Genomic DNA, 22,891 nt, shown 5'->3' on the forward strand with positions numbered 1-22,891 from the left:
TCTATTCAGGGAGCCTGCCTGATGCAACTTCTGACCCTACCGCCCTCGCCTGCCCTGGCCACGTCGATCCGCGCCACCGCGCAGGTGTTCGAAGACCCGAAATCCCAGGCCTTGCTCGCGCACATTCAACAAGTCGCGCCGAGCGAAGCCAGCGTGCTGATCATCGGTGAAACCGGCACCGGCAAGGAGCTGGTGGCGCGGCATATCCACAACCTCAGCGCCCGGCGCAACCGGCCGTTCGTGGCGGTGAACTGCGGTGCGTTCTCCGAATCCCTGGTGGAAGCCGAGTTGTTCGGCCATGAGAAAGGAGCTTTTACCGGCGCCTTGAGCGCCAAGGCTGGCTGGTTCGAAGAGGCCGATGGCGGCACCTTGTTCCTCGACGAAATCGGTGATTTGCCGATGGCGATTCAGGTCAAGTTACTGCGCGTGCTGCAAGAGCGCGAAGTGGTGCGCCTCGGTTCGCGCAAGAGCATTCCCATCGACGTGCGGGTGCTGGCGGCGACCAACGTGCAGCTGGAGAAAGCCATCAACGCCGGGCATTTCCGCGAGGATTTGTACTACCGCCTCGACGTGGTCAGCCTGGAATTGAGCCCGTTGCGCGATCGTCCCGGCGACATCCTGCCGCTCACCCGCCACTTCGTCGAAGCCTACAGTCAGCGCCTCGGTTACGGCACCATCACCATCAGCAAAGAGGCCGAACTGAAACTGCGCAGCTACAGCTGGCCGGGCAACATCCGCGAACTGGAAAACGTCATTCATCACACCTTGCTGATCTGCCGCAATGGGGTGATCGAACGCGATGACCTGCGCCTGTCGAACATGCGCATCGAGCGTCAGGACGATCACCACGCGGGCTTCGACGATTCCCCGGAAGCCTTGCTCGAGCGGGCCTTTCAAAAGCTCTTCGAGGAACAGGCCGGCGCACTCCACGAGAAAGTCGAAGACGCCTTGTTGCGGGCGGCTTATCGCTTCAGCCACTACAACCAGGTGCACACCGCTGCCCTGCTGGGCTTGAGCCGCAATGTCACACGCACGCGGCTGATCAAGATCGGCGAACTGGCGGTGAACAAGCGCCGGCCCACGGAAAACGTGCAAGGCGAGCGCCTGATGCAATTGTCGATTTAACCCACCAGATTGCAGTGCAACGCGTCGTCTTGGCTACGTTCCAGACTGTGCAGCACCTGGAACGAGCCGAAGGTCACGGTTTTCGCCTGATGCGCGCGAATCAGCTGCCAGAAATCCTGCTCGCCGCTTTCAAAGCTCTGAAACGCGGCTTCCCCCGCCTCGCGAGTTTGCCACTGCAGGTAATTGAGCACCCGCCGGCCGTCGTCGCTGGCCTGGATGCTCGCACTCAAAAACCCGCTGTAGCCTTGGGCCAGGCGCTCGGTCTGCTTTGACAATGCCGACACCAACGCGGGTTGCTGATGGGGTTCGATCTCGAATTCGATCAATTGAGTGAAGCTGCGATTTTTCTCTGGCGCTTGCATGAAGAGTCCCCACTGACGTGAAAGCCGGACCTTGCGATCCGAAGGCCTGCAGGGTAAAACCTCAAGTTAACTAGAGGTCAAGAGGCATTTTTCAAATGATCACCCCGGAGCATCTGCACAAGGAACTCACCGTCGGCCAATTGGCGGCGCGCATTGGCGTGGCGGTCACGGCGCTGCACTTCTACGAGTCCAAGGGTTTGATCAAGAGCAATCGCAATCAGGGCAACCAGCGGCGTTATCCGCGGGAAGTGTTGCGACGGGTGGCGTTGATCAAAGTGGCCCAGCGGTTGGGGATTCCGTTGGCGGAGATTGGCGAGGCGTTGAAATCACTGCCGGATAACCGCGCGCCGACGGCGGCGGACTGGAAGGTGATGTCAGCGCAGTGGAGCCGGGATCTGGATGAGCGGATCAATCAACTGACGTTGCTGCGGGACACGCTTAATGGCTGTATCGGGTGTGGGTGTTTGTCGATGGAGGCGTGCCCGTTGCGTAATTCTGGCGATGTGCTGGGGGATCGGGGGCCGGGGGCGCAGCTGCTTGAATCGAGGACAGATCCACAATAGTGGTGCGGGTCAGGATGAACTGCCGAACCTCATCGGAGTTCAACGCCTTGGCCAGTTTCTGCAAACAGTGGCGCTGCTGCTCGTCGGGCACTCGGTAGCGCAAAAGACGCTGACCTATAGTTATCCGACCGGAAATCGGCGAAGGAACACCTTCAATTCACAACAACAAGGGAGAACCGTCATGAGCGTCAAACCCATTCCAGAGGGTTATCACAGCATCACGCCTTATCTGGGCATTCAGAAAGCGGCCGAAGCCATCGAGTTTTACAAGAAGGCCTTTGGCGCCACCGAGGTTATGCGACTGGCCATGCCGGATGGCGGGATTGGACATGCCGAGCTGAGGATTGGCGATTGCCCGATCATGCTCGGCACGCCGTGCGATCAGGGGCCATTGAGCAATCCAGACAATTCGCCATCCGTGGGCCTGCATTTGTATGTGAACGATGTGGATAAGTCGTATACACAGGCGATTGCAGCGGGCGGCACGGTGGTGTCCGAGGTCAAGGACCAGTTTTATGGCGACCGCTCGGGGACGTTGAGAGATCCCTATGGGCATCTTTGGTTCCTGGCGACGCGCAAGGAGGATTTGACTCAGGAGCAGATTGAGCAGCGGGCGAAGGAGATGTTTCAGCAGGGTTGAATTCTTCCGTGTCTGGGCGGGCCTCTTCGCGGGCAAGCCCGCTCCCACAGGGTTTTGTGTCGTTCGCAAATGCCAGGAACAACACAAAACCCTGTGGGAGCGTGGCTTGCCCGCGAAGGCGTCATCCCTGACACCGCACATCCCTCGAACACATTTCATGAACAAACGCACCACGCTTCGCGCCTTGCCCCCGGCGCGCAACACTTTCAGGATGCGGGCAACGACAACAAGGACTCGCCCATGTTCGCCGGATTCCTGAAAGACCAACGCCACGTCAATGGCGTGGACATTGCCTACCGCATCGGCGGCAGCGGGCCGGGCCTGCTGTTGCTGCACGGCCATCCGCAGACCCACGTCATCTGGCACAAGATCGCCGACCATCTGGCCCAGCACTTCACCGTGATCGCCGCCGACCTGCGCGGTTACGGCGACAGCGGAAAACCACCGGCCAACGATCACCATACAAACTATTCCAAACGAGAAATGGCCAAGGACAGCGTCGAGCTGATGAAGTCCCTGGGCTTCGACCAGTTCTCGGTGCTGGCCCACGACCGAGGCGCCCGCGTGGCCCATCGCCTGGCGCTGGATCATCCCGACACCGTGCAACGCATGGTGCTGCTGGACATCGCCCCCACCCTGTCGATGTACGCGCAAACCAACGAAGCCTTTGCCCGCGCTTACTGGCACTGGTTCTTCCTGATCCGTCCCGCGCCGCTGCCGGAAACCCTGATCGAAGCCGACCCCGAAGCCTATCTGCGCAGCGTGATGGGCAGCCGCAGCGCCGGGCTCAAGCCGTTCACCCCCGAGGCCTTCGGCGAGTACGTGCGCTGCCTGAAACTGCCGGGCACCGCGCGCGGAATCTGCGAGGACTACCGCGCCAGCGCCAGCATTGACCTGGAACATGACCGCGCCGATATCAAGGCCGGTCATTATCTGCACTTGCCGTTGCTGGTTCTGTGGGGCGCCGAAGGGACGGTCGGGCGCTGTTTCGAGCCGCTCAAGGAGTGGCAACACGTGGCCACCGACGTGCGTGGCAAGGCCTTGCCTGCCGGCCATTACATCGCCGAAGAAGCGCCCGACCTGCTGCTCGCCGAAGTGCTGGGTTTCCTGCGCTGATCGCTGCGTCCCGCTGCTATGCTGGCGGCTCATGCCGCCAGTGTTCGTTCTGCCATGACCACCAAGAAAGACAACGTGCCCCTACCCGAAGACCTGCGTGTACTCCTCACCGTGATCCGCAAGAGCGGTTTCGCCGCCGCAGCCGATGAACTGGGCCTGTCGCCCGCCTACGTCAGCAAGCGCATCCAGATTCTCGAAACCACCCTCGGCACCCGCCTGCTGCATCGCACCAGCCGGCGCATCGCACTGACCGAGGACGGTGAACGGGTCCAGCGCTGGGCGCTGCGCATTCTTGATGATTTCCAGCAACTGCACGACGAACTCTCCGACGCCCACGACAGCCCTCGCGGGCGTCTGCACCTGTGCAGCAGTTTCGGTTTCGGCCGCCATCACGTGGCGCCGGCCGTTTCGTTGCTGGCCGAGCGTTATCCCGACCTGGAGATTCGCCTCGACCTGTTCGACCGCGTGGTGGACATCGTCAATGAAGGCTTCGATCTGGAGATCCGTGTCGGCGACGACATTCCCGGCCAGCACATCGGCCGACGGCTGGTGAGTAATCGACGGGTCGTCTGCGCGGCGCCCGGTTACCTGCAACGTCAGGGCGTGCCAAAGACGTTGAGCGAACTGGAGCAGCATCATTGCCTGGTAATCAAGGAGCGCGACAACGCCTTCGGCATCTGGAACCTGGAACGCAACGGGGTTCAAGAAAGCGTGCGGGTCAGCGGGCCGCTGTCGTCCAATAACGGCGAGATTGTCTTGCAGTGGGCGCTGGACGGGCGCGGCGTTGTGTTGCGGTCGTTGTGGGATGTGAAACCGTTGCTGGACCAGGGTCGGCTGGTGCAGCTGTTGCCCGAATACAGTCAGAGCGCCAACGTCTGGGCGGTGTACCCGACGCGGTTGGCGTATTCAGGGAAGTTGCGCGCGTGTGTGGAGTTTTTGCAGGAGCATTTCAAGGGATTGTCGGTGTAGCCGAGGCCTCAACTGGCATCGGTGTCTGGCAGAGATCAACTGTGGAAGCGGGCTTGCTCGCGAAGGCGTCCTGTCAGTCAACACCAGCTTTGACTGACACACCGCCTTCGCGAGCAAGCCCGCTCCCACAATTGGATTTGTGTTTCAGCTCAGCCAAGGGTTGGCAGCCAGGTGAGCACGCTCGAAGGCTTTGATTTGTTCGCTGCGCTGCAGTGTGCTGCCGATGGCGTCGAGGCCCAGCAGCAATGCGGTTTTGCGCAAGGTATCGATCTCGAACGGGATGACCCGACCGTCGTGGAGGCGTATCTCCTGATCTTCCAGATCGACATTGATCAGCGCGCTGTCCGGCTCACTGACCACTTGCCCAAGCCGCTGTGACACCGTCTCATCGAGGGTAATCAACAACACCCCGTTACGCTGGCAGTTGTCATAGAAAATCCCGGCAAAGCTACTGCCGATCAGAGCCCGGATCCCTATCTGCTTCAAGCCCCACACCGCATGTTCGCGGCTCGACCCGCAGCCGAAGTTCGGCCCGACCACCATGAAACGTGCGCCCTGCCATGCCGGTTTGTTCAGCACGAACTGGGGATTCAGCGAACCGTCCGGCAAGAACCGCAGGTCAAAAAACAAGCCACGATCCAGCCCTGCGCGGTCGATACCCTTGAGAAACTGCTTGGGCATGATCACGTCGGTGTCGATATTGGCGGCGAGCATCGGCGCCGCCTTGCCGGTGACCTGAGTGAAAGGTTGCAGGCTCATGCGCGGTCTCCAAAGTGACGGATGTCGGTCAAGCGGCCGGTGATCGCGGCGGCGGCGACCATGGCCGGGCTCATCAGGTGCGTGCGCGCGCCCGCACCCTGGCGGCCTTCGAAATTGCGGTTGGTGCTGGAGGCGCAGCGGTCGCCCGGCGCCAGCACGTCGTCGTTCATCGCCAGGCACATCGAGCAGCCGGACTGCCGCCACTCGAACCCGGCCTCGATAAAGATCGCCGCCAGGCCTTCGGCTTCAGCCTGACTGCGCACTTCGGTGGAGCCCGGCACGATCATCGCCCGCACGTGCCCGGCGACGTGTTTGCCCCGCACCACGCTGGCGGCATCGCGCAGGTCTTCGATGCGCGCGTTGGTACAGGAGCCGATAAAGGCGTGGCTGATGACGATGTCGCTCAGCGGCATGCCGGCTTCGAGCCCCATGTAATTCAGGGCGCGGCGCATGTCCTGACGCAGGATCAGGTCGCTGATGTCTTGCGGGTCAGGCACGCGCGCGCCGATTGGAGAGGCCTGGTCCGGGCTGGTGCCCCACGTCACCATCGGTTCCAGGGTGCTGGCGTCGACCCGGACTTCGCGGTCGAAGTGCGCGTCCGCGTCGCTGTGCAAGGCGCGCCACTTTTCCACGGCCTGCTCCCACAACGCGCCTTTGGGTGCGCGGGGTTTGTCCTTGAGGTAGGCGAAGACTTTCTCGTCCGGGGCCATGAATGCGCCTCGCGCACCGGCCTCGACGGCCATGTTGCAGATGGTCATGCGCGCTTCGACGCTCAAGGCATCGATGGTCGAACCACGAAACTCGATGGCGTATCCGGTGGCACCCGACGCGCCGATCTGGCCGATCAACGCCATGATTACGTCCTTGGACGTCAGCCCCGGCGCCAAAACCCCATCCACCGTCACCCGCATGCTCTTCAAGCGCTTATAGACCAGGGTCTGGGACGCCAGCAGATGCTCGATTTCCGAAGTGCCAATACCGAACCCGAACGCACCGAGGGCGCCATACGTGGTGGTGTGGCTGTCGCCGGCGGCGATGACCATGCCCGGCAGAATGAAGCCCTGCTCAGGCGCGATGACGTGTTCGATGCCCTGGCGTTTGTTGAGGATGTCGATCAGTTCGATGCCGAAGTCCCGGCAGTTCTCCGCCAAGTACGACACCTGCCGCGCACCACCGGGGTCCGGCATGGCGGCGATGCGCACCGGGGCGGTGGGGTTGACGTGATCGACCACCGCCAGCGCGGTCCCGGCACGCCAGACGCCGCGCTTGGCCTCGCGCAAACCGCTGAACGCCTGGGGGCTGGTGTATTCGTTGATGACCTGGCGATCGATGTACAACAGGACGTGGCCCTGGTCATCGAGGCGACACACCGTGTGGGAATCGATGTGTTTGTCGTAGAGGGTTCTTGCTGGCGTCATGGAGGGGCTCGCTCAGGCTCGCGGGTGAAAGGCGTCTGAGTTCCATCTTAGGGAGTGGGCCCTGCTCATCAATGGCCGGAGAGTGATCCCGTGAACCATGGTTCGTGTTGGATCGGTTTCCCTGCTACCCCAAGTGAATACAAATCCCCTTGTAGGAGTGAGCCTGTGTGGCGAGGGGATTTATCCCCTCGCCACAGAGGCTCACTCTCACAGGGGTTATGTGTGTTGCCGGGAACGCGAAACATTTACTTTCACATTGCCCTTCGGGATTTCTGTCCCTCATCCGTCCTATATAGATGCAGTCAGTCCGCGTAGGCAAAAGCCACGGGCCGGCCTTTCATGGACCTCATCGCTGGGAAGCCCGCAGCAGAGGCCCTCTCATCGATACAAGACCTTTAATCATGTCGAAGAAATCCCGCTCAAAACTCTGGTTTCTGGTCCATAGCTGGCTGGCCTTGCCGATCTGGTTTTTCGTGCTGATCGTCTGTGTCACCGGCACGCTGGCGGTGGTCAGTCAGGAAATCGTCTGGCTGGCCAACCCGCAGATGCGCGCCAGCCAACCCACGGACGATGCACCGCTGCTCAGTTATGACCAGATCATCGCCGCCATCAAGAAGGCGGAACCGAACACCTTGGTCGAGGCCATCAGCCGGCCCGACGAGTCGCACTTCGCGCTCGATGTCGATGTCAGCTACCCCGACGGTCGCTCGGTGAAGGTGTACGTCAACCCGTACAGCGGCGTGATTCAGGGCACTGCCCCGCAATTCAATTTCCAGGCCTTCACCCGTGCGTTGCATGGCTGGTGGCTGGTGCCGTTCACCAACGGTTATAGCTGGGGCTGGTATCTGGTGTCGTTCCTGAGCCTGCCTTTGCTGGCGTCTCTGGTGACCGGGCTGGTGGTCTACAAGCGTTTCTGGAAAGGCTTTTTCCGGCCGACGCTGCGCATTCGTCATGGCGCGCGGATTTTCTGGGGCGACTTTCACCGCCTCAGCGGCATCTGGTCGATCTGGTTCATCGCGGTGATTTCCATCACCAGCACCTGGTTCCTGATTCAGGCGTTCATGTTCGACAACCAGGTCTCGATTTCCACCGCGCCCGTGGCGCTTGTGGTCCCGCGTGAGAGCGTACCGGTGAGCACCGACGGCTCGCCAGCGTCGATGATCAGTCTCGAAGCCGCGATTGCCCAGGCAAAGGAACGCATTCCCGGCCTGGAAGACAGCTTCGTCAGCATGCCCGCCAATGCCTACAGCTACCTGACGGTCGGCGGTCGCAGCTGGTATCCGTTGATGTTCCAGACCGCCGAAATCAACCCGTACACCGGCGATGTCGCCGCCACCCGCCTGCTGTCGGACCGTTCCGGCCTGGAGTTGGTAACCGAATCCATGCGGCCGCTGCACACCGGTGATTTCGGCGGCATCTGGATCAAATTGATCTGGTTCTTCTTCGGTCTGATCCTGAGCATGATGGTGCTGAGCGGCCTGTTGATCTGGACCAAACGCACCGCTCTGGCCACGGCCAACGCCCTCAAACGCAAAGACAAACGTCCGCGCACCGCCGCCGTCACAGGCCGTGAAACCACGGAGGTCAGCCAATGAGCCTGTTCGCCGCTGAGAAACCCTCCTCGAAACTGAGCCGCTTCTGGCACAAATGGCGCTTCCACATCAACGTCCTGCTGTTGCTGGTGCCACTGGGGTTCATGCCCAAATACTTTGCCGACGCGGCGCTGTTTCGCGGTGACACCGGGCTCGGTGAGCGGGAAATCGGTGAAGTGCAGGTCGGGCCCTGGAGCCTGCGCCTCGCCGAACTGCGCAATGAAGCCCCGACCCTCGATGGCCCGGCCGGCCACATGAAAAGCTTCAACGCGGCGCTGTGCGACAGCTGCCGCGATCAGGTCAAGGCCACTTACCTGCGCATTGGCAAACCGCGCAGCCTGCGCGCCGCCGGGGTGATTTTCTTCGGCACGCCGTACCGCATGGGCGCCATGCTGCCGATCCCCGACAAGACCAAAACCGACGCCGAACTGTGGATCACCATGGAAGGCTGGGACGGCGCAATGCATCAAGCGTCGATCCCCCTGAGCCAGGCATCCCCCGCCACCCTCGCGTGGCTGAACAAACAAGGAGGCAAACCATGACGCTACGCTCTCTGAACGCGGCTTTGCTGGTGCTCTGCGCCGGTTTCAGCGCCAGCGCCCTGGCCCACAACCCGATGTGCGAATGCAAAGCCATCGACGCCGAACAAATCAAATGCACCGGCGGTTTCTCCGACGGCAGCGGCGCGCCGGGCGTGACGCTGGATGTGATCGGCTACGACGAAACCATCCTCGTGCCGGGCAAGCTCGGTGCTGATTCGACCCTGACCTTCAAGAAGCCCGGCGCCGAATTCTACGTGCTGTTCGACGCCGGCCCCGGCCACGTCGTCGAGATCGACCAAGCGGACATCGAAGCCCCATGAGCACGCCTACTACCCACGTCGTCCGCCCGGCCGGTGCCGGCCATGAAACCCTGTATGTGTTGCTGTTGTGCCTGATGATCCTGGCGGTGGCCGGTTCGGTGGTTGCCTGGCGCCATGAGTCCCAGGAAGTCAGCAGCGTTAACAGCCATCAACTGGATGCCCGTCGCGATCTGAGCGCCTCCGAGCAAGGGATCTACGCCGACCTTCGGGTGACTCTCGACGAAATCCACCTGCTGCGTCAGGAACAGCAGGCGCTGCCGACACCCGCAGCGCTTGCCGATGAAGGCTTTGCACCGTTTGCCCAGGACGCCAGTTCCGTCAGCCGTGGCGGCCATGCCTGGCAGTTGCTCGACGCCAAGGCTTACTTCGGTCAGAGCCAGACACCTGCCGTGGCCGGCTCGTTTCTGATGCGCCTGACTGCCGGCGACGATGCGCCGGACGTCTGGCTCAACCGCGGCAAAGCCCTAGCAGCCCCGACCGATCTCACTGACGCTGCGCTGGAAAGCGCCGGCTGGCAGCAGATCGTCGCGCAATTCGATGCCGGCGTGACCCGCCAGCACCGGCACTGAACCCTCGCCTTCACCCGAGAGAAGACCGCTTTCCCATGCCTAGTTCATCTCAACGTTCTTTCCTGCGCCCGCTGCTGGTCGGCCTGCTCGCCTTGCTGCTGACGCCACTGGCCAGCGCCGACGAAACCAAGCGCCTGCGCATCGGTATAACCCTGCACCCTTATTACAGCTACGTGGCCAACATCGTCGGTGACAAGGCCGAGGTGGTGCCGCTGATTCCGGCCGGTTTCAACCCGCACGCCTACGAGCCACGCTCAGAAGACATCAAACGCATCAGCGGGCTCGACGTAATCGTGCTCAACGGCGTCGGTCATGACGACTTCGCCGACCGCATGATCGCCGCCAGCGAAACGCCGAATGTCCCGGTGATCGAAGCCAACGAGAACGTACCGCTGCTGGCCGCCACCGGCGTCGCCGCACGCGGTGCCGGCAAGGTCGTGAACCCGCACACCTTCCTGTCGATCAGCGCCTCGATTGCCCAGGTCAACAACATCGCCCGGGAACTGGGCAAGCTCGACCCGGCCAACGCCAAGACCTACACCCAGAACGCCCGCGCCTACGGCAAACGCCTGCGGCAGATGCGCGCCGACGCCCTGGCGAAACTGACCCAGGCACCGAACGCCGAATTGCGGGTCGCCACGGTTCACGCTGCTTATGACTATCTGTTGCGTGAATTCGGCCTGGAAGTGACCGCTGTTGTCGAACCGGCCCACGGCATAGAGCCGAGCCCGAGCCAGCTGAAAAAGACCATCGATCAACTGCGTGAACTGGACGTGAAAGTGATCTTCTCGGAGATGGATTTCCCGTCCTCCTATGTCGACACCATCCAGCGTGAATCCGGGGTCAAGCTGTACCCGCTGTCGCACATTTCCTATGGCGAATACACCGCCGACAAGTACGAAAAAGAAATGGCCGGCAACCTCAACACGGTGGTTCGGGCGATTCAGGAGTCGGGGCAATGACGGCTAAAGAAACCATCAGCGAATCCCCTGTGGGAGCAAGCTTGCTCGCGAAGAGGGAGTGTCAGTCGACATCAGTATTGACTGACACTCCGCTTTCGCGAGCGAGCCCGCTCCCACAGGGTTCGGGGCCGACGCTGGATTTTGCAGAGGTCAGTCTGACGCTGGGGCGCACGACGATCCTCGACAACGTGACCTTCCAGGTCCAGCCCGGCAGCGTGCATGCGCTGGTGGGCCCGAACGGTGGCGGCAAGAGTTCGCTGATCAAGACCCTGCTCGGGCAGATGCCCCATCAGGGTCGATTGAGCCTGCAATGGCCGGGCACACCCGGAACCATCGGCTACGTGCCTCAGGCACTGGAATTCGATCGCGGATTGCCAATGACCGTCGACGATTTCATGGCCGCGATGTGTCAGCGCCGTCCCGCGTTCCTTGGTTTGAGCAAGCATTACGCAGCCGCGATTGGTGAAGCGCTGGAACGGGTCGGCATGCAGGACAAACGCAAGCGCCGCATGGGCGCGCTGTCCGGCGGTGAGCGTCAGCGCGTGTTGCTCGCTCAAGGGCTGATCCCGGCGCCGCAGTTGCTGGTGCTCGACGAACCGATGTCGGCCCTCGATGAGGCCGGCATCCAGGTGTTCGAACGTCTGCTCGGCGACTGGCGCCAGAGCGGCATCACAGTGCTGTGGATCGAGCATGATCTGGAAGCGGTCGGACGTCTGGCCGATCGCGTCACCGGGCTTAATCGCCGGGTGCTGTTCGATGCCACGCCCAAACAAGCGCTGACCCCGGATCGCTTGCTGACCCTGTTCTCGACCCATCCTCGGAGCGCTGCCTGATGAGTTACGAAGCCTTTCGTTTGATGGTCCAGGGCTGGGCGTCTTCGGGTTACCTGCCCGAAGCGTTGGCCTACGGCTTTGTGGTCAACGCGCTGCTCGCCGGCTTGCTGATCGGCCCGGTACTGGGCGGCTTGGGCACGCTGGTAGTGGTCAAGCGCTTCGCGTTTTTCTCCGAGGCGGTGGGTCACGCGGCACTGACCGGCGTGGCCATCGGCATCCTGCTCGGCGAACCTTACACCGGGCCTTACGGCAGCCTGTTCGGTTACTGCCTGCTGTTCGGCATCCTGCTTAATTACCTGCGCAACCGCACGGGGCTGGCGCCGGATACGTTGATCGGCGTGTTTCTCTCGGTGTCGCTGGCACTGGGTGCAAGCCTGCTGCTGATCCTCGCGGGCAAGATCAACGTGCACATCCTTGAAAACGTGCTGTTCGGTTCGGTGCTGACGGTCAACGGTAATGATCTGCTGGTGCTGGCCATCGTCGGCTCACTGGTCATGGCGCTGGCCTTGCCGCTGTACAACCGCATCATGCTCGCCAGTTTCAACCCGCAGCTGGCGGCGGTACGCGGTGTGGCGGTGAAGACCCTGGATTATCTGTTTGTGATTCTGGTGACCCTGATCACCGTGGCCGCGGTGAAAGTCATCGGCGCGATCCTGGTCGGTGCGCTGCTGGTGATTCCGGCCGCGGCGGCACGCTTGCTCAGCCAGTCGCTGAAGGGTTTCTTCTGGTGCTCGGTGTTGATCGCCACGGTCAGCACCCTGTGCGGGATCCTCGCGCCAATCGTCTTCGACCTGCCTATTCCGTCCGGTGCCGCGATCATTCTGGTGGCCGGTATCGCCTTCGCCCTCGCCGCCATTGCGCGTGGCGTCGTCCCAAGCCTGAAAGGGAATCTCGGATAAATGTCTTTTTCTCTGCGTCAATTGACCCTGGCCGTCGCCCTGAGCGGGCTGGTCACTACCACCTTTGCGGCGGACACAAAACCACTGCGCGTGCTGGCGTCCTTGCCCATCACTTACGGGTTGGGCGAAGCCCTGCTCAAGGGCACCGACGTCAGTCTTGAGCGTGCCGCGCCGGCGAACCTGCCGGGCAGCCGTCAGACTGCGTACTTCACCGGTCGTGGCGCTCCGGCGCTGGCCAAACTGGCGACCGACGCCGATGCGGTGATCGGTCTGCGTTCGCTGTGGGCGGATGATCCGCTGTACCCGATTTCCCGGCGCAGCAATATTCGTATCGTCGAAGTCGACGCCGCCCGCCCGGTGGACGGCGCCCTGCCCGGCATCGCCGTGCAGCCGGGCAACAAGGTCGACGGGTTGAACAGCCAGCCGTGGTTTTCCAGCAACAACATGGGGCGGATGGCGGATGTGATGGCGGCGGACCTGGTGCGCCTGGCGCCCAAGGCCAAGCCTGCGATCGAGGCCAACCTAGCGGCGTTGAAGCAGCGTTTGCTCAAGCTCAGTGCGGACAGCGAAGCGCGATTGGCCAGCGCCGATAACCTAAGTGTGATGAGCCTGAGCGATCACTTTGGCTACCTGATCGGCGGGCTGAACCTGGAGCTGATCGGCCTCGATGCGCGGCCGGATGCCGAGTGGACACCTGAAGCGCTGAAGCAATTGGGCGCGACGCTGAAGGACAATGACGTGGCGGTGGTGTTGCATCATCGCCAGCCGTCGGAGGCGGTGAAAGCGGTAATTGCCGAGGCTGGCAGCCGGTTGGTGGTGTTGAGTGTGGACGCAGCGGATCCGGTGGCTGAGCTGGAAGGGAATGTGGATCTGGTGATCAAGGGGTTGAGCGGGGTTTAACGTCAGTTAGTCCGCGTTATCGTTCTTCGCGAGCAAGCCCGCTCCCACATTGGTTCTCCTGCGAACATATTATTGGTGAACACTGCAGATCAAATGTGGGAGCGGGCTTGCTCGCGAAGGCGACCTGACTGGCAACACAAAATTGAAGACATGAAAAAGCCCGCTGACTGTCACCAGTCCAGCGGGCTTCTTTTTGCGCCGTGACTTAATTCGCCACAGCCGCCTGCTCGTCCATCTTCTGGCGCAAGCTCAGCGGGCGCATATCGGTCCAGGTTTCTTCGATGTAGGCCAGGCATTCCTTTTTCAGGCCGCTCTTGCCCACGGTGCGCCAGCCGGCTGGCACGGCTTTGTAGTCGGGCCAGATCGAGTATTGCTCTTCGTGGTTGACCACGACCTGAAAGAGGATGTCCTCGCGGTCGAATACTGACGTCATGGTGTGTCTCCATCGCTATAGGGTGGGCTGCACTGCGTGCGCAGCCGGTATGTAGAAGGAACGTTCCAGGTGCGGAAAAATTTACAGGCTGGCAGTGGCAGCGGTCATGGCCCGGCCAAAAATCTCGGCCACCCGATCGATTTCCGCCGCGCTAATCACCAGCGGCGGCAGGAAACGCACCACGCCGCCATGACGCCCGCCCAGCTCAAGAATCAACCCGCGCTTGAGGCATTCACGCTGCACCAGTGGTGCCAGGCGCCCAAAGATCGGCGGATGACCCAGTGCATCGGGTGTGCCCGTCGGATCGACCAGCTCAACGCCGAGCATCAAGCCACGACCGCGAATGTCGCCCAGTTGCGGGAAGTCCCGCTGCAGAATGCGCAGGTGCTCGCTCAATCGCTCGCCCATGGCGGCGGCGTGCTCGCAGACCTTGTGTTCGGTCAGGTAACGCATCACTGCAGACCCCGCGGCCATGGCCATCTGATTACCGCGGAAGGTCCCGGCGTGGGCGCCCGGCAGCCAGGTGTCGAGCCAGTCGCGATACACCACCACCGCCAGCGGCAAGCTGCCGCCGATGGCTTTGGACATCACCACCACGTCCGGAATAATCCCGGCATGCTCGAAGGCGAACATCTTGCCGGTGCGGGCAAAACCGCTCTGGATTTCATCGACGATCAGCGCCACGCCGGCCTGTTCGGTGATGCGGCGCAGGCCGCGCAGCCAATCGAGATCGGCCGGAATCACTCCGCCTTCGCCCTGCACTGCTTCGACGATCACCGCCGCCGGCAATTGCACGCCGGCCTCGGGATCATTCAGCAGGTTTTCCAGGTAGCTGAGGTTGACCTTCACCCCTTGCGCGCCGCCGAGTCCGAACGGGCAGCGGTAATCGTAGGGATACGGCATGAACTGCACGCCGTTGCTGAGCAAGGCGCCCAATGGCTTTTTCGGCCCCAGGCTGCCCATCAGGCTCAGCGCGCCCTGGCTCATGCCGTGATAACCGCCCTGAAACGACAACACAGTGCTGCGCCCGGTGGCGGTGCGCACCAGTTTCAGCGCGGCTTCCACCGCGTCGGTGCCGGTCGGGCCACAGAACTGGATCTTCGCTTGCGCGGCCAGGGCCGGTGGCAGCAGACCGAACAGGTCCTGGACGAACTGGTCCTTGACCGGCGTCGTCAGGTCGAGGGTGTGCAGCGGCAACTCATCGGTCAGCACCTGCTGAATCGCTTCGATCACCACCGGATGGTTATGCCCCAGGGCCAAGGTCCCGGCACCAGCCAGACAGTCGATGAAACGGCGGCCTTCGACATCTTCAACATAAATGCCCTTGGCGCGTTTGAGCGCCAGGGGAATGCGCCGCGGGTAGCTGCGGGCATTCGATTCCTGCTGGTTTTGACGGGCCAGCAGCGGCGATTCGTTGAACTGATAAAGCGTCTCGGCCGGCGCCGGAGTGATCCGGGCCGACTGATCTTCCATAAGGCTGGTAGCGACTGACATCTCTCGACCCCTCAATAAGGTTTTCCTGTTCTGGAAACGCATCAGGGCGCCGAGGATTTAGACCCTCGATCAGCTTTCTATGAAGGCGGTGTCAGCGCTTTGTGCATGGGAATGGCGTAGAGCCCGGCGACGGTGAAGATTTCGGCGCAGGGTCGGTAGCCCAAATGACGGTAAAAAGCCTCGCTGGTGCGGGTGCTGTTGAGCCGTGCCTGAGCCAGCCCCTGATGGATCAACCAGCCTTCGAGGTCGTGAACCAGCGCCTCTCCGGCACCGCGACGAAACCATTCCGGCTGCACGTAGCAGAATGCGACCTTGCCACTGATTGCCGCCATGGCGACACCGACCGGTTTGTCCTGCAACAGGGCGATGTTCAGGTACAACCGTTGGTCGGCCAGCCAGGGCTGCACGTGTTCGATGGTTTTGTTGTGGGTCCAGGTGGCGACGGTTCGCGGGTCGTTACGGTGGTCGAGCGCGCAGCCGACGCGAATGGAACGCTCGACGATCCGGCTGATGATGCCGGCGTCGGCGGGGGTTGCCTTGCAGATGTGAATCGATGCATCCATGGCGCTGTTACCTCAATCCATTGAGAAAAAGCTGCCGGGGACGATAGCGCTGTGGCGTGCCGGTGACTAATGGAGAGAGGTTACATTTGATGTGCAACACAGGTGCCCCCCCTGTGGGAGCGGGCTTGCTCGCGAAGGCGGTGTGTCAGTCGACGATGATATTGACTGACACACCGCCTTCGCGAGCAAGCCCGCTCCCACAGGGGGATTGGGGTGTTGGTTAGAGGGGTTGTAACGGCATGGTCAGTTCAACCCGCAACCCATCCGGCCGGCTGTCGAAATGCAAGGTGCAGCCGCACCGCTGGACAATCGCCTGGACAATCGCCAGGCCCAGTCCGCAGCCGGTGCTCTGGCCGTGGCGCCAGAAACGTTGGGTCAGGTGTTGCAGATCGTCTTCGGCAATGCCCGGGCCGTGGTCGCGGACCAGAAAGCGCGCGCGACTGCCGGTGGTTTCCAGGCTCAGCTCCACCGATCCGTCCCCCGGGGTATGGCGCAGGGCGTTGTCCAACAAGTTACGCAATGCGGCGATCGACAGGACCGCGGGCATTTGCACCGGTGCATCGGAGAACTTCGCCGGCAGTTTCAGCTTGATTCGCCGACGATCACCGCTGGCCGCGTCCTGAATCGCCAGTTTCGCCACTTGCTCGGCGCTGCATTGCACGCCGTCATCGAACGACAGACTGCCCTCGACCCGCGCCAGCAACAGCAATTGCTCCAGTGTGCGGTGCATGCGGTCGGCGCCCTCTTCGGCACGGGCCAGGGACTGATCCCGGGCCGCGCCGTCGGTCATACGCGCCACTTGCAGGTGGGTTTTGATCGCCGTCAGCGGGCTGCGCAATTCGTGGGCCGCGTCGCCGGTCAGGCGGCGTTCGCGCTCGATGGTCTTGCCGATGCGCTGGAACAGCTGATTCTGAGTGTCCAGCAACGGCTGAAGCTCGCTGGGCAGCGGCTGGATTTGCAAAGGTTCCAGAGAATCAGCGCTGCGGCGCATCAAGGCATCGCGCATCCGGTTCAGCGGTGCCAGCCCCTGGCCGATCCCCAGCCACAGCAGGCACAGGCAGCCAAGCAACGCCACGCCCACCGGCACCGAAGCGGCCAGCAGGATCGACATGTTCAGCGCCTCGCGCTCGATCTGCCGGTCAGCGGTGGTGATACGCAAATCACCGCGGGCCAAGGTAAAGCTGCGCCACGGCGCGCCGTCGATCATCTGATCGTGGAAGCCCATTTTCTCGGCTTCGAGGGTTTGTTGCGGGTCGGTGTGACTGCGGGCGAGGATTTCACCGCGCAACGAGCTGACCTGACAGGCCATGCCACCCGGAATATTCAATTGCTCAGCGCTGAAGTGGGTGCCCTCGCCCTTGCTCGGCAACGCCGGCAATTGTTCCATCAGGCCGGCGACCATGCGCGCCGATGCCACCAGCCGCTGGTCGAGGGAAAACATCATCTGGTTGCGCAGATCGCTGAGCATCCAGGCCGCCGCGAGGGCCCAGATCAACGCAAAAGCGGCGCCGAGCGTCAGGCTCAGGCGCAAACGCAGGCTCATCACTTTTTCATTTCCTCTCCGCCATCGGCCGGCCCCAGGCGATAACCCAGGCCGCGCACGGTCTCGACAATGCCATTGCCGAGTTTGCGCCGCAGGTGATGGATATGCACGTTGAGGGCGTTGCTTTCCAGTTCGTCGTTGAAACCGTAGACGCTGTCTTTCAACTGCTCGGTGGACAGCACCCGGCCACGGTTATGCAACAAGGCCTGCAACAGCGACTGTTCACGACGGGAAAGGTCGACGGACTGACCGCCGAGCATGGTTTCGCGGCTGCTCGGGTCGTAGGTCAGACGGCCGTGTTCGATCAGATTGACGCTACGACCCGCCACTCGTCGCAACAACGTGTGCAGTCGCGCGGCGAGTTCACGCAGATCGAACGGCTTGAGCAGGTAATCGTCGGCGCCGGCCTGCAAGCCATCGACGCGGTCGGTGACCGAGTCCCGCGCCGTGAGAATCAGCACCGGAATCTCCAGGCCACTGTGACGCAACTGCTGCAACAGCTTCAGGCCATCCTCATCGGGAAGGCCAAGGTCAAGCACCATGACGTCGAACTCAGCCACCTTGAGCATCGCTCGTGCAGACGACGCCGTGGCGACGTGCTCGACGGTCAGGCCTTGCGCGGTCAGGCCCGCAACAATGCCGCTGGCGATCAGCTCATCGTCTTCGCAAACCAGTACATGCATGGTGAGCCCCGTAGAAAAAAGGCAATTAAGCCGTTGGCCGATTAAGCGGACATTATGCCGCAAGCGCCATAGCCACAAGGCCGTCGCGGTTAATCATCGGTTAATCGCCGCCTCCCATTGTGCACCTCACTTGCACAGGGATAAGGCTTACCCATGCGTCGACTGTTTTTGTTTTTTGTTCTCTTGATCTCGGGTGTGGCCCAGGCAGGGACCAATCCGTTCGATACCAAACCTGAATTCCTGCCAGTGGAAAAGGCCTTTGTCTTTACTTCCGAGCGGCTTGAATCGGGTGAAACACAGCTCTATTGGCAGATTACCGACGGTTATTACCTTTATCAGAAACGCCTGAAATTCGAGGGGTTGCCCCCGGAGCAGCATCCGCCATTACCTGAAGGCGAAGCCCACAATGATGAGTTCTTCGGCGAACAACAGGTCTATCGCCAAGGCCTGGAGCTGAAGATTCCGGCGGGCGCCACCGGTCAGATCAAGGTGGGCTTCCAGGGCTGTGCCGATGCCGGTTTGTGTTATCCGCCGCAAACCCAGGTCGTGGATCTGGGCGGCAGCGTCGCGGTCACCACCAACGAAGCACCGGATCAAGCCCTGGCCAGCGGCCTGCAACAACGGGCGCTGGGCTGGAGCTTGCTGGTGTTCTTCGGTCTGGGCCTGTTGCTGGCCTTCACCCCTTGCTCGTTGCCGATGCTGCCAATTCTGGCCGGGTTGATCGTCGGCAGTGGTGCCACACCCAAACGTGGTTTCGCCCTGGCGACCAGCTACGTGGTGAGCATGGCGCTGGTGTATGCGGCGATGGGCGTGCTGGCTGCGTTGCTCGGGGCGAACCTTCAGGCGTTGCTGCAGAACCCGTGGTTGCTGGGCAGCTTCGCGGCGATATTTGTGTTGCTGGCGTTGCCGATGTTCGGTTTCTTCGAGCTGCAACTGCCGGTGGCGGTGCGTGATCGGCTGGAAAATGTGTCGCGCAACCAGCGTGGCGGCAGTTTGATCGGTGCCGGTGTGCTGGGTGCCTTGTCGGGGTTGCTGGTCGGCCCGTGCATGACCGCGCCCTTGGCCGGCGCTCTGCTCTACATCGCACAAAGCGGCAATGCGCTGCATGGTGGGCTGATTCTGTTCGCCATGGGCATCGGCATTGGTGTGCCGTTGTTGTTGCTGGTGACCGTGGGCAATCGCTTCCTGCCCAAACCCGGCGCCTGGATGAACCTGCTTAAAGGCATCTTCGGCTTCCTGTTTCTCGCCACTGCGCTGTTGATGCTGCGTCCGGTGCTGGATCAATCGCTGTGGATCGGTTTGTGCGGCGCCTTGCTGCTGATCGCCGCCTACAGTGCCTGGAAACAGTCGGAAGGTTTCGGTCGCGTCGCCCATCTGTTCGGCGCCAGTGCGCTGTTGCTCGGGATCTGGGGCGGTCTTCTGCTGATCGGCGCCGCCGGTGGCGGCGATGATTTGCTCAAACCGTTGCAGGTCTACAGCGCCTCAGCTTCTTCCGGTAATGCCGCTCGCCCGACCGGCCATGAGGCGTTTACCACGATCAACAGTCCGCAAGCGCTGCAACAGGAACTGGACGCCGCCCAGGCCCAGGGCCAGTGGGTGCTGCTGGACTACTACGCCGACTGGTGTGTGTCGTGCAAGGTCATGGAAAAACAGGTGTTCGGCAAAGCCAAAGTGATGGAGGCGCTGAGTGATGTGCACTTGCTACGGCTGGACGTGACCGCCGACAATGCCGCCAGCCGCGAACTGCTCGGCCGTTATAAAGTGCCGGGGCCACCGAGTTTTCTGTGGATCGGTGCAGACGGCCAGGAGCGTCGCAGCCAGCGCATCACCGGCGAGGTTGATGCCGACACCTTCCTGCAACGCTGGACCACCACCCGAGACGCCCGTTAATGCTGACCTTTACCCTCGGCACCTTTGCCATCGCGCTTAACCATCTGCTGCTGATCAGTGCTTTGGCGCTGGCGACATTTGTCGGCTGGCGGGTGGCCAAGCGCGGAGGCGAAAACCCGGAGTCGGCGCTGTTCAGCCTGTTTTTGCTGGGCATGCTGGCGGCGCGGGTCGGTTTCGTGGTCGCCTATTGGGCCCACTATCGCAACGATCCGTGGCAGATCATCGACTTGCGCGATGGCGGTTTCCTCGCCTGGCCCGGGGTGATCGTGCTGCTGCTCACCGCGTTGTACCGCGGCTGGCGTCGCCCCGGTTTGCGCCGCCCGCTGGGTTTCGGCGTGGCGAGCGGATTGGCGTTCTGGCTGCTGGCGACTTTTTCCCTGAGCATTTACGAACAAGGCACGCGCCTGCCGGAGATCGCCCTGCGCAATGCCGCCGGCGAAACCGTGCAACTGGCGGATTACAAGGGCGGGCCACTGGTGATCAACCTCTGGGCCACTTGGTGCCCGCCATGCCGCCGGGAAATGCCGGTGCTGGAAAACGCCCAGCAACAGCGCCCGGACCTGACCTTCCTGTTCGTCAATCAGGCCGAAAGCATGCAAAGCGTCAGTACCTTCCTCGAAACCCAGGGCCTGAGCCTGACCAACGTGCTGTTCGACGGCAGCGGTCGATTGGGTCAGGCCGTGGGTTCCATGGCGTTGCCGACTACGCTGTTCTATAGCCCCGACGGTCGATTACTGGGCAGCCACCTGGGCGAACTCTCGGATGCCAGCCTGGCCCGCGCCCTGGAAAACTTCGACACCCCTTCTCCTGCCGTACCGGCCACCTCTTCAAGGAAACTGCCATGCCCCGCCTCCGCCACCTGCTGACGCTGACTTTAGGCGCAGCGTTGCTGCACCTGCCGTCGGTGCAGGCCGCCGAAGAATTGCCTGAAGCGATCAAGAAGATCGAAGCCAAGGGCGCGAAAATCGTTGGTCAGTTCGACGCGCCGGACGGTTTGCGCGGTTATGCCGCGCAGTACCAGAACCGCGGCATGGCGCTCTACCTGACCCCGGACGGCAAGCATGTGCTACTGGGCAATCTGTACGACGCCGAGGGCAATGACCTGAGCAGCGCGCCGTTGCAGAAACTGGTCTACGCGCCGATGTCCAAGGAAGTCTGGGGCAAGATGGAAGCCAGCAACTGGATCGGCGACGGCAAAAAAGATGCGCCACGCGTGGTGTACCTGTTCAGCGACCCAAACTGTCCTTACTGCAACATGTTCTGGGAACAGGCGCGGCCGTGGGTGAATGCCGGCAAAGTGCAGTTGCGGCACATCATGGTCGGGATCATTCGCGAAGACAGCCCGGGCAAATCCGCCGCGCTGCTGGCCGCCAAGGACCCGAGCAAGGCCCTGGAAGATCACGAAAAATCCGGCAAGGGCAGTTCGCTCAAAGCCTTGAAAGACGTGCCGCCGGCGATTCAGGCGAAACTCGCGGCGAACATGCAGCTGATGGAAGACCTGGAGCTGCAGGCCACCCCGGCGATTTTCTACATGGACGACAAGGGCGAGCTGCAACAACAGCAAGGCGCGCCTTCGCCGGACAAGTTGGTGAAGATTCTCGGGCCCAAGTAGTTTGCTTCAGAGACTTGGTGACCACACCGGCCCCATCGCGAGCAGGCTCGCTCCCACAGGTGATCGCGTATCCCTGTGGGAGCGAGCCTGCTCGCGATGGGGCCAGCAAGATCGACTAATTCCTCTCGGCTAAAAACTTCAACAACGCCTCAGTCACAAACTGCGGATTCTCCAGATTGGAGATATGCCCCGCCTCTGGCACCAACACATACGGGCAACCAATCAATTCGGCCATTTCCTTCGTTTCCGACGGCGGCCGCGGTTTGTCCTGATCGCCGCACATCACCAGCGTCGTTTCAGCATTCAACTCGCCCAGACGCGGCAACAAATCATCCCGACCAAACGTAATCCGCCCCATCGGCACCACGCTTTCACGTAGACGCTGCGGCGGTAACGCAGCCAGTTTCGCGCGGAAATCCTGATACAGCGCCGACTGCGGATCGATCCCCGGACGGAAGAAGATCGGCACCACGATATCGAGCAACTGCGGCGCGATGACGCCGGTGTCTTCGATCTGCTTGAACAGCGAGAAATAGTATTGGCGAGTCGGTTCCGGCTCGACGCCGAGGTAGGTGTCCATCAACACCAGGCCGTTGATCCGCGATGGTGCCGACAGCGCCAGTCGAGCGCCCCACATGCCACCGACCGACAGACCGACCAGCGTGACCCGATCGATGTCCAGATGATCGAGTAGCGCCAGGGCTTGACGGGCGATGTCGTCCAGCGATTGGGTGTTTTCGGGAAGTGCGCCGGATTCACCGTGGCCCCACAGGTCCAGGGCTATGACACGGTATTGCCGGGACAGCGCGGCGATCTGCGGCGCCCACATGGTTTGGTCCCACAGGTAGCTGCCGGCGAGCAGCACCGCAGGGCCGGTGCCTTGATCGAGGTAGTGAAGGGCTTGTCCGTCAACGGTTACGAAGGGCATTGACTGTCTCCTTGTGAAAACTGGGAGCAAGGAGACTGTGCCGGAGTCGTTTTACAGTCAACTTTGTCGTGCTTCCACTGGCCCCATCGCCAGCAGGCTCGCTCCCACATTTGTCCTGCGAACACAATTCAAATGTGGGAGCCAGCCTGCTGGCGAATAGGCCCTTACAGACGCTG

The 22,891-nt window shown here is 61.9% G+C and carries 25 protein-coding genes; 16 read left to right on the plus strand and 9 right to left on the minus strand.

Annotated elements, in window-relative coordinates; all coding sequences use genetic code 11:
• The first annotated feature begins 21 nt into the window (after window positions 1-21).
• A complete protein-coding gene (locus ACA060_RS19825; protein WP_497312693.1) occupies window positions 22-1,125 on the plus strand; it encodes a sigma-54 interaction domain-containing protein in 1,104 nt (367 codons plus the stop codon).
• On the opposite strand, the gene ACA060_RS19830 is transcribed toward ACA060_RS19825, so the two are convergent.
• Window positions 1,122-1,487, minus strand: a complete 366-nt coding sequence (locus ACA060_RS19830) for an antibiotic biosynthesis monooxygenase (protein ID WP_497312695.1) — start codon at window positions 1,485-1,487, stop codon at window positions 1,122-1,124. The genes ACA060_RS19825 and ACA060_RS19830 overlap by 4 nt on opposite strands.
• Before the next feature lie 95 nt (window positions 1,488-1,582).
• Between ACA060_RS19830 and soxR the strand changes: the two genes are divergently transcribed.
• The 4 genes from soxR to ACA060_RS19850 all read left to right on the plus strand — a co-directional run bounded on the left by soxR (window position 1,583) and on the right by ACA060_RS19850 (window position 4,775).
• On the plus strand, window positions 1,583-2,050 hold the full coding sequence (soxR, locus tag ACA060_RS19835) for a redox-sensitive transcriptional activator SoxR (protein WP_497312697.1): 468 nt from the start codon (window positions 1,583-1,585) through the stop codon (window positions 2,048-2,050).
• 181 nt (window positions 2,051-2,231) lie between these two features.
• A complete protein-coding gene (locus tag ACA060_RS19840; RefSeq protein WP_109633499.1) occupies window positions 2,232-2,690 on the plus strand; it encodes a VOC family protein in 459 nt (152 codons plus the stop codon).
• 240 nt (window positions 2,691-2,930) lie between these two features.
• The gene (locus ACA060_RS19845; protein ID WP_497312698.1) at window positions 2,931-3,806 is read left to right on the plus strand and encodes an alpha/beta fold hydrolase; all 876 of its coding nucleotides are present in this window, start codon (window positions 2,931-2,933) and stop codon (window positions 3,804-3,806) included.
• Window positions 3,807-3,824: 18 nt separating this feature from the next.
• A complete protein-coding gene (locus ACA060_RS19850) occupies window positions 3,825-4,775 on the plus strand; it encodes a LysR substrate-binding domain-containing protein (protein ID WP_497312700.1) in 951 nt (316 codons plus the stop codon).
• Window positions 4,776-4,919: 144 nt separating this feature from the next.
• On the opposite strand, the gene leuD is transcribed toward ACA060_RS19850, so the two are convergent.
• Entirely contained in the window at window positions 4,920-5,534 is a 615-nt protein-coding gene (gene leuD, locus ACA060_RS19855) for a 3-isopropylmalate dehydratase small subunit (protein ID WP_497312702.1), read from the minus strand.
• Window positions 5,531-6,952 (minus strand): 3-isopropylmalate dehydratase large subunit, encoded by a 1,422-nt coding sequence (gene leuC / locus ACA060_RS19860; RefSeq protein WP_497312704.1) that lies wholly within the window; start codon window positions 6,950-6,952, stop codon window positions 5,531-5,533. Before leuC ends, leuD begins: the two co-directional genes overlap by 4 nt.
• Window positions 6,953-7,353: 401 nt before the next feature.
• Here leuC and ACA060_RS19865 point away from each other — a divergent pair, with 401 nt between their 5' ends.
• Genes ACA060_RS19865 through ACA060_RS19900 form a run of 8 tightly spaced genes read left to right on the plus strand, consistent with a single transcriptional unit; the run spans window position 7,354 to window position 13,569 of the window.
• Window positions 7,354-8,547, plus strand: a complete 1,194-nt coding sequence (locus ACA060_RS19865; RefSeq protein ID WP_497312705.1) for a PepSY-associated TM helix domain-containing protein — start codon at window positions 7,354-7,356, stop codon at window positions 8,545-8,547.
• The gene (locus ACA060_RS19870; RefSeq protein ID WP_109633512.1) at window positions 8,544-9,086 is read left to right on the plus strand and encodes a PA2404 family protein; all 543 of its coding nucleotides are present in this window, start codon (window positions 8,544-8,546) and stop codon (window positions 9,084-9,086) included. The genes ACA060_RS19865 and ACA060_RS19870 overlap by 4 nt, the downstream gene beginning before the upstream one ends.
• Window positions 9,083-9,406: a hypothetical protein gene (locus ACA060_RS19875; protein ID WP_109633514.1), complete on the plus strand. Its 324-nt coding sequence runs from the start codon at window positions 9,083-9,085 to the stop codon at window positions 9,404-9,406. The genes ACA060_RS19870 and ACA060_RS19875 overlap by 4 nt, the downstream gene beginning before the upstream one ends.
• Window positions 9,403-9,975 carry a DUF6162 family protein gene (locus ACA060_RS19880; RefSeq protein ID WP_497312708.1) on the plus strand — a complete coding sequence of 191 codons (573 nt, stop codon included), beginning with the start codon at window positions 9,403-9,405 and terminating at the stop codon, window positions 9,973-9,975. Before ACA060_RS19875 ends, ACA060_RS19880 begins: the two co-directional genes overlap by 4 nt.
• Window positions 9,976-10,010: 35 nt before the next feature.
• Window positions 10,011-10,937, plus strand: coding sequence for a metal ABC transporter substrate-binding protein (locus ACA060_RS19885; RefSeq protein WP_497312710.1), 927 nt, complete (start codon window positions 10,011-10,013; stop codon window positions 10,935-10,937).
• Window positions 10,934-11,770 carry a metal ABC transporter ATP-binding protein gene (locus tag ACA060_RS19890; RefSeq protein WP_497312712.1) on the plus strand — a complete coding sequence of 279 codons (837 nt, stop codon included), beginning with the start codon at window positions 10,934-10,936 and terminating at the stop codon, window positions 11,768-11,770. The genes ACA060_RS19885 and ACA060_RS19890 overlap by 4 nt, the downstream gene beginning before the upstream one ends.
• Window positions 11,770-12,669 carry a metal ABC transporter permease gene (locus ACA060_RS19895; RefSeq protein WP_003226663.1) on the plus strand — a complete coding sequence of 300 codons (900 nt, stop codon included), beginning with the start codon at window positions 11,770-11,772 and terminating at the stop codon, window positions 12,667-12,669. Before ACA060_RS19890 ends, ACA060_RS19895 begins: the two co-directional genes overlap by 1 nt.
• Window positions 12,670-13,569, plus strand: coding sequence for a metal ABC transporter substrate-binding protein (locus ACA060_RS19900; protein ID WP_497312714.1), 900 nt, complete (start codon window positions 12,670-12,672; stop codon window positions 13,567-13,569).
• Between the two features lie 205 nt (window positions 13,570-13,774).
• Here ACA060_RS19900 and ACA060_RS19905 read toward each other — a convergent pair whose 3' ends face one another.
• The 5 genes from ACA060_RS19905 to ACA060_RS19925 all read right to left on the minus strand — a co-directional run bounded on the left by ACA060_RS19905 (window position 13,775) and on the right by ACA060_RS19925 (window position 18,285).
• Window positions 13,775-14,002 carry an MbtH family protein gene (locus ACA060_RS19905; protein WP_010461182.1) on the minus strand — a complete coding sequence of 76 codons (228 nt, stop codon included), beginning with the start codon at window positions 14,000-14,002 and terminating at the stop codon, window positions 13,775-13,777.
• Window positions 14,003-14,083: 81 nt separating this feature from the next.
• On the minus strand, window positions 14,084-15,496 hold the full coding sequence (locus ACA060_RS19910) for an aspartate aminotransferase family protein (protein ID WP_497312716.1): 1,413 nt from the start codon (window positions 15,494-15,496) through the stop codon (window positions 14,084-14,086).
• Window positions 15,497-15,573: 77 nt separating this feature from the next.
• Complete coding sequence (locus ACA060_RS19915; RefSeq protein ID WP_497312718.1) at window positions 15,574-16,059, minus strand: GNAT family N-acetyltransferase; 486 nt, start codon at window positions 16,057-16,059, stop codon at window positions 15,574-15,576.
• 220 nt (window positions 16,060-16,279) lie between these two features.
• A complete protein-coding gene (locus tag ACA060_RS19920) occupies window positions 16,280-17,605 on the minus strand; it encodes an ATP-binding protein (RefSeq protein WP_497312720.1) in 1,326 nt (441 codons plus the stop codon).
• Window positions 17,602-18,285: a response regulator gene (locus ACA060_RS19925; RefSeq protein ID WP_497312722.1), complete on the minus strand. Its 684-nt coding sequence runs from the start codon at window positions 18,283-18,285 to the stop codon at window positions 17,602-17,604. Before ACA060_RS19925 ends, ACA060_RS19920 begins: the two co-directional genes overlap by 4 nt.
• 153 nt (window positions 18,286-18,438) lie before the next feature.
• On the opposite strand from ACA060_RS19925, the gene dsbD reads away from it, so the two are divergent.
• From dsbD to dsbG, 3 genes are read left to right on the plus strand one after another with little or no spacing between them, the layout of a single operon-like run.
• Window positions 18,439-20,175, plus strand: a complete 1,737-nt coding sequence (dsbD, locus tag ACA060_RS19930) for a protein-disulfide reductase DsbD (RefSeq protein WP_497312724.1) — start codon at window positions 18,439-18,441, stop codon at window positions 20,173-20,175.
• Complete coding sequence (locus ACA060_RS19935; RefSeq protein WP_109633534.1) at window positions 20,175-21,041, plus strand: TlpA disulfide reductase family protein; 867 nt, start codon at window positions 20,175-20,177, stop codon at window positions 21,039-21,041. Before dsbD ends, ACA060_RS19935 begins: the two co-directional genes overlap by 1 nt.
• Window positions 21,017-21,787: a thiol:disulfide interchange protein DsbG gene (gene dsbG, locus ACA060_RS19940; RefSeq protein ID WP_497312726.1), complete on the plus strand. Its 771-nt coding sequence runs from the start codon at window positions 21,017-21,019 to the stop codon at window positions 21,785-21,787. Before ACA060_RS19935 ends, dsbG begins: the two co-directional genes overlap by 25 nt.
• 115 nt (window positions 21,788-21,902) lie before the next feature.
• Here the strand turns inward: dsbG and ACA060_RS19945 are convergent, their stop codons facing one another.
• Window positions 21,903-22,715, minus strand: coding sequence for an alpha/beta fold hydrolase (locus ACA060_RS19945; protein WP_497312728.1), 813 nt, complete (start codon window positions 22,713-22,715; stop codon window positions 21,903-21,905).
• Window positions 22,716-22,891 lie beyond the last annotated feature (176 nt).

Source organism: Pseudomonas sp. LBUM1671 (genome assembly GCF_059695685.1).

Bases quoted from the DNA above. Each gene is read 5' to 3' on its own strand.
- ACA060_RS19825 (WP_497312693.1), top strand. From the start codon at position 22: ATGCAACTTCTGACCCTACCGCCCTCGCCTGCCCTGGCCACGTCGATC.
- ACA060_RS19830 (WP_497312695.1), bottom strand. From the start codon at position 1,487: ATGCAAGCGCCAGAGAAAAATCGCAGCTTCACTCAATTGATCGAATTC.
- soxR (WP_497312697.1), top strand. From the start codon at position 1,583: ATGATCACCCCGGAGCATCTGCACAAGGAACTCACCGTCGGCCAATTG.
- ACA060_RS19840 (WP_109633499.1), top strand. From the start codon at position 2,232: ATGAGCGTCAAACCCATTCCAGAGGGTTATCACAGCATCACGCCTTAT.
- ACA060_RS19845 (WP_497312698.1), top strand. From the start codon at position 2,931: ATGTTCGCCGGATTCCTGAAAGACCAACGCCACGTCAATGGCGTGGAC.
- ACA060_RS19850 (WP_497312700.1), top strand. From the start codon at position 3,825: ATGCTGGCGGCTCATGCCGCCAGTGTTCGTTCTGCCATGACCACCAAG.
- leuD (WP_497312702.1), bottom strand. From the start codon at position 5,534: ATGAGCCTGCAACCTTTCACTCAGGTCACCGGCAAGGCGGCGCCGATG.
- leuC (WP_497312704.1), bottom strand. From the start codon at position 6,952: ATGACGCCAGCAAGAACCCTCTACGACAAACACATCGATTCCCACACG.
- ACA060_RS19865 (WP_497312705.1), top strand. From the start codon at position 7,354: ATGTCGAAGAAATCCCGCTCAAAACTCTGGTTTCTGGTCCATAGCTGG.
- ACA060_RS19870 (WP_109633512.1), top strand. From the start codon at position 8,544: ATGAGCCTGTTCGCCGCTGAGAAACCCTCCTCGAAACTGAGCCGCTTC.
- ACA060_RS19875 (WP_109633514.1), top strand. From the start codon at position 9,083: ATGACGCTACGCTCTCTGAACGCGGCTTTGCTGGTGCTCTGCGCCGGT.
- ACA060_RS19880 (WP_497312708.1), top strand. From the start codon at position 9,403: ATGAGCACGCCTACTACCCACGTCGTCCGCCCGGCCGGTGCCGGCCAT.
- ACA060_RS19885 (WP_497312710.1), top strand. From the start codon at position 10,011: ATGCCTAGTTCATCTCAACGTTCTTTCCTGCGCCCGCTGCTGGTCGGC.
- ACA060_RS19890 (WP_497312712.1), top strand. From the start codon at position 10,934: ATGACGGCTAAAGAAACCATCAGCGAATCCCCTGTGGGAGCAAGCTTG.
- ACA060_RS19895 (WP_003226663.1), top strand. From the start codon at position 11,770: ATGAGTTACGAAGCCTTTCGTTTGATGGTCCAGGGCTGGGCGTCTTCG.
- ACA060_RS19900 (WP_497312714.1), top strand. From the start codon at position 12,670: ATGTCTTTTTCTCTGCGTCAATTGACCCTGGCCGTCGCCCTGAGCGGG.
- ACA060_RS19905 (WP_010461182.1), bottom strand. From the start codon at position 14,002: ATGACGTCAGTATTCGACCGCGAGGACATCCTCTTTCAGGTCGTGGTC.
- ACA060_RS19910 (WP_497312716.1), bottom strand. From the start codon at position 15,496: ATGTCAGTCGCTACCAGCCTTATGGAAGATCAGTCGGCCCGGATCACT.
- ACA060_RS19915 (WP_497312718.1), bottom strand. From the start codon at position 16,059: ATGGATGCATCGATTCACATCTGCAAGGCAACCCCCGCCGACGCCGGC.
- ACA060_RS19925 (WP_497312722.1), bottom strand. From the start codon at position 18,285: ATGCATGTACTGGTTTGCGAAGACGATGAGCTGATCGCCAGCGGCATT.
- dsbD (WP_497312724.1), top strand. From the start codon at position 18,439: ATGCGTCGACTGTTTTTGTTTTTTGTTCTCTTGATCTCGGGTGTGGCC.
- ACA060_RS19935 (WP_109633534.1), top strand. From the start codon at position 20,175: ATGCTGACCTTTACCCTCGGCACCTTTGCCATCGCGCTTAACCATCTG.
- dsbG (WP_497312726.1), top strand. From the start codon at position 21,017: ATGCCCCGCCTCCGCCACCTGCTGACGCTGACTTTAGGCGCAGCGTTG.
- ACA060_RS19945 (WP_497312728.1), bottom strand. From the start codon at position 22,715: ATGCCCTTCGTAACCGTTGACGGACAAGCCCTTCACTACCTCGATCAA.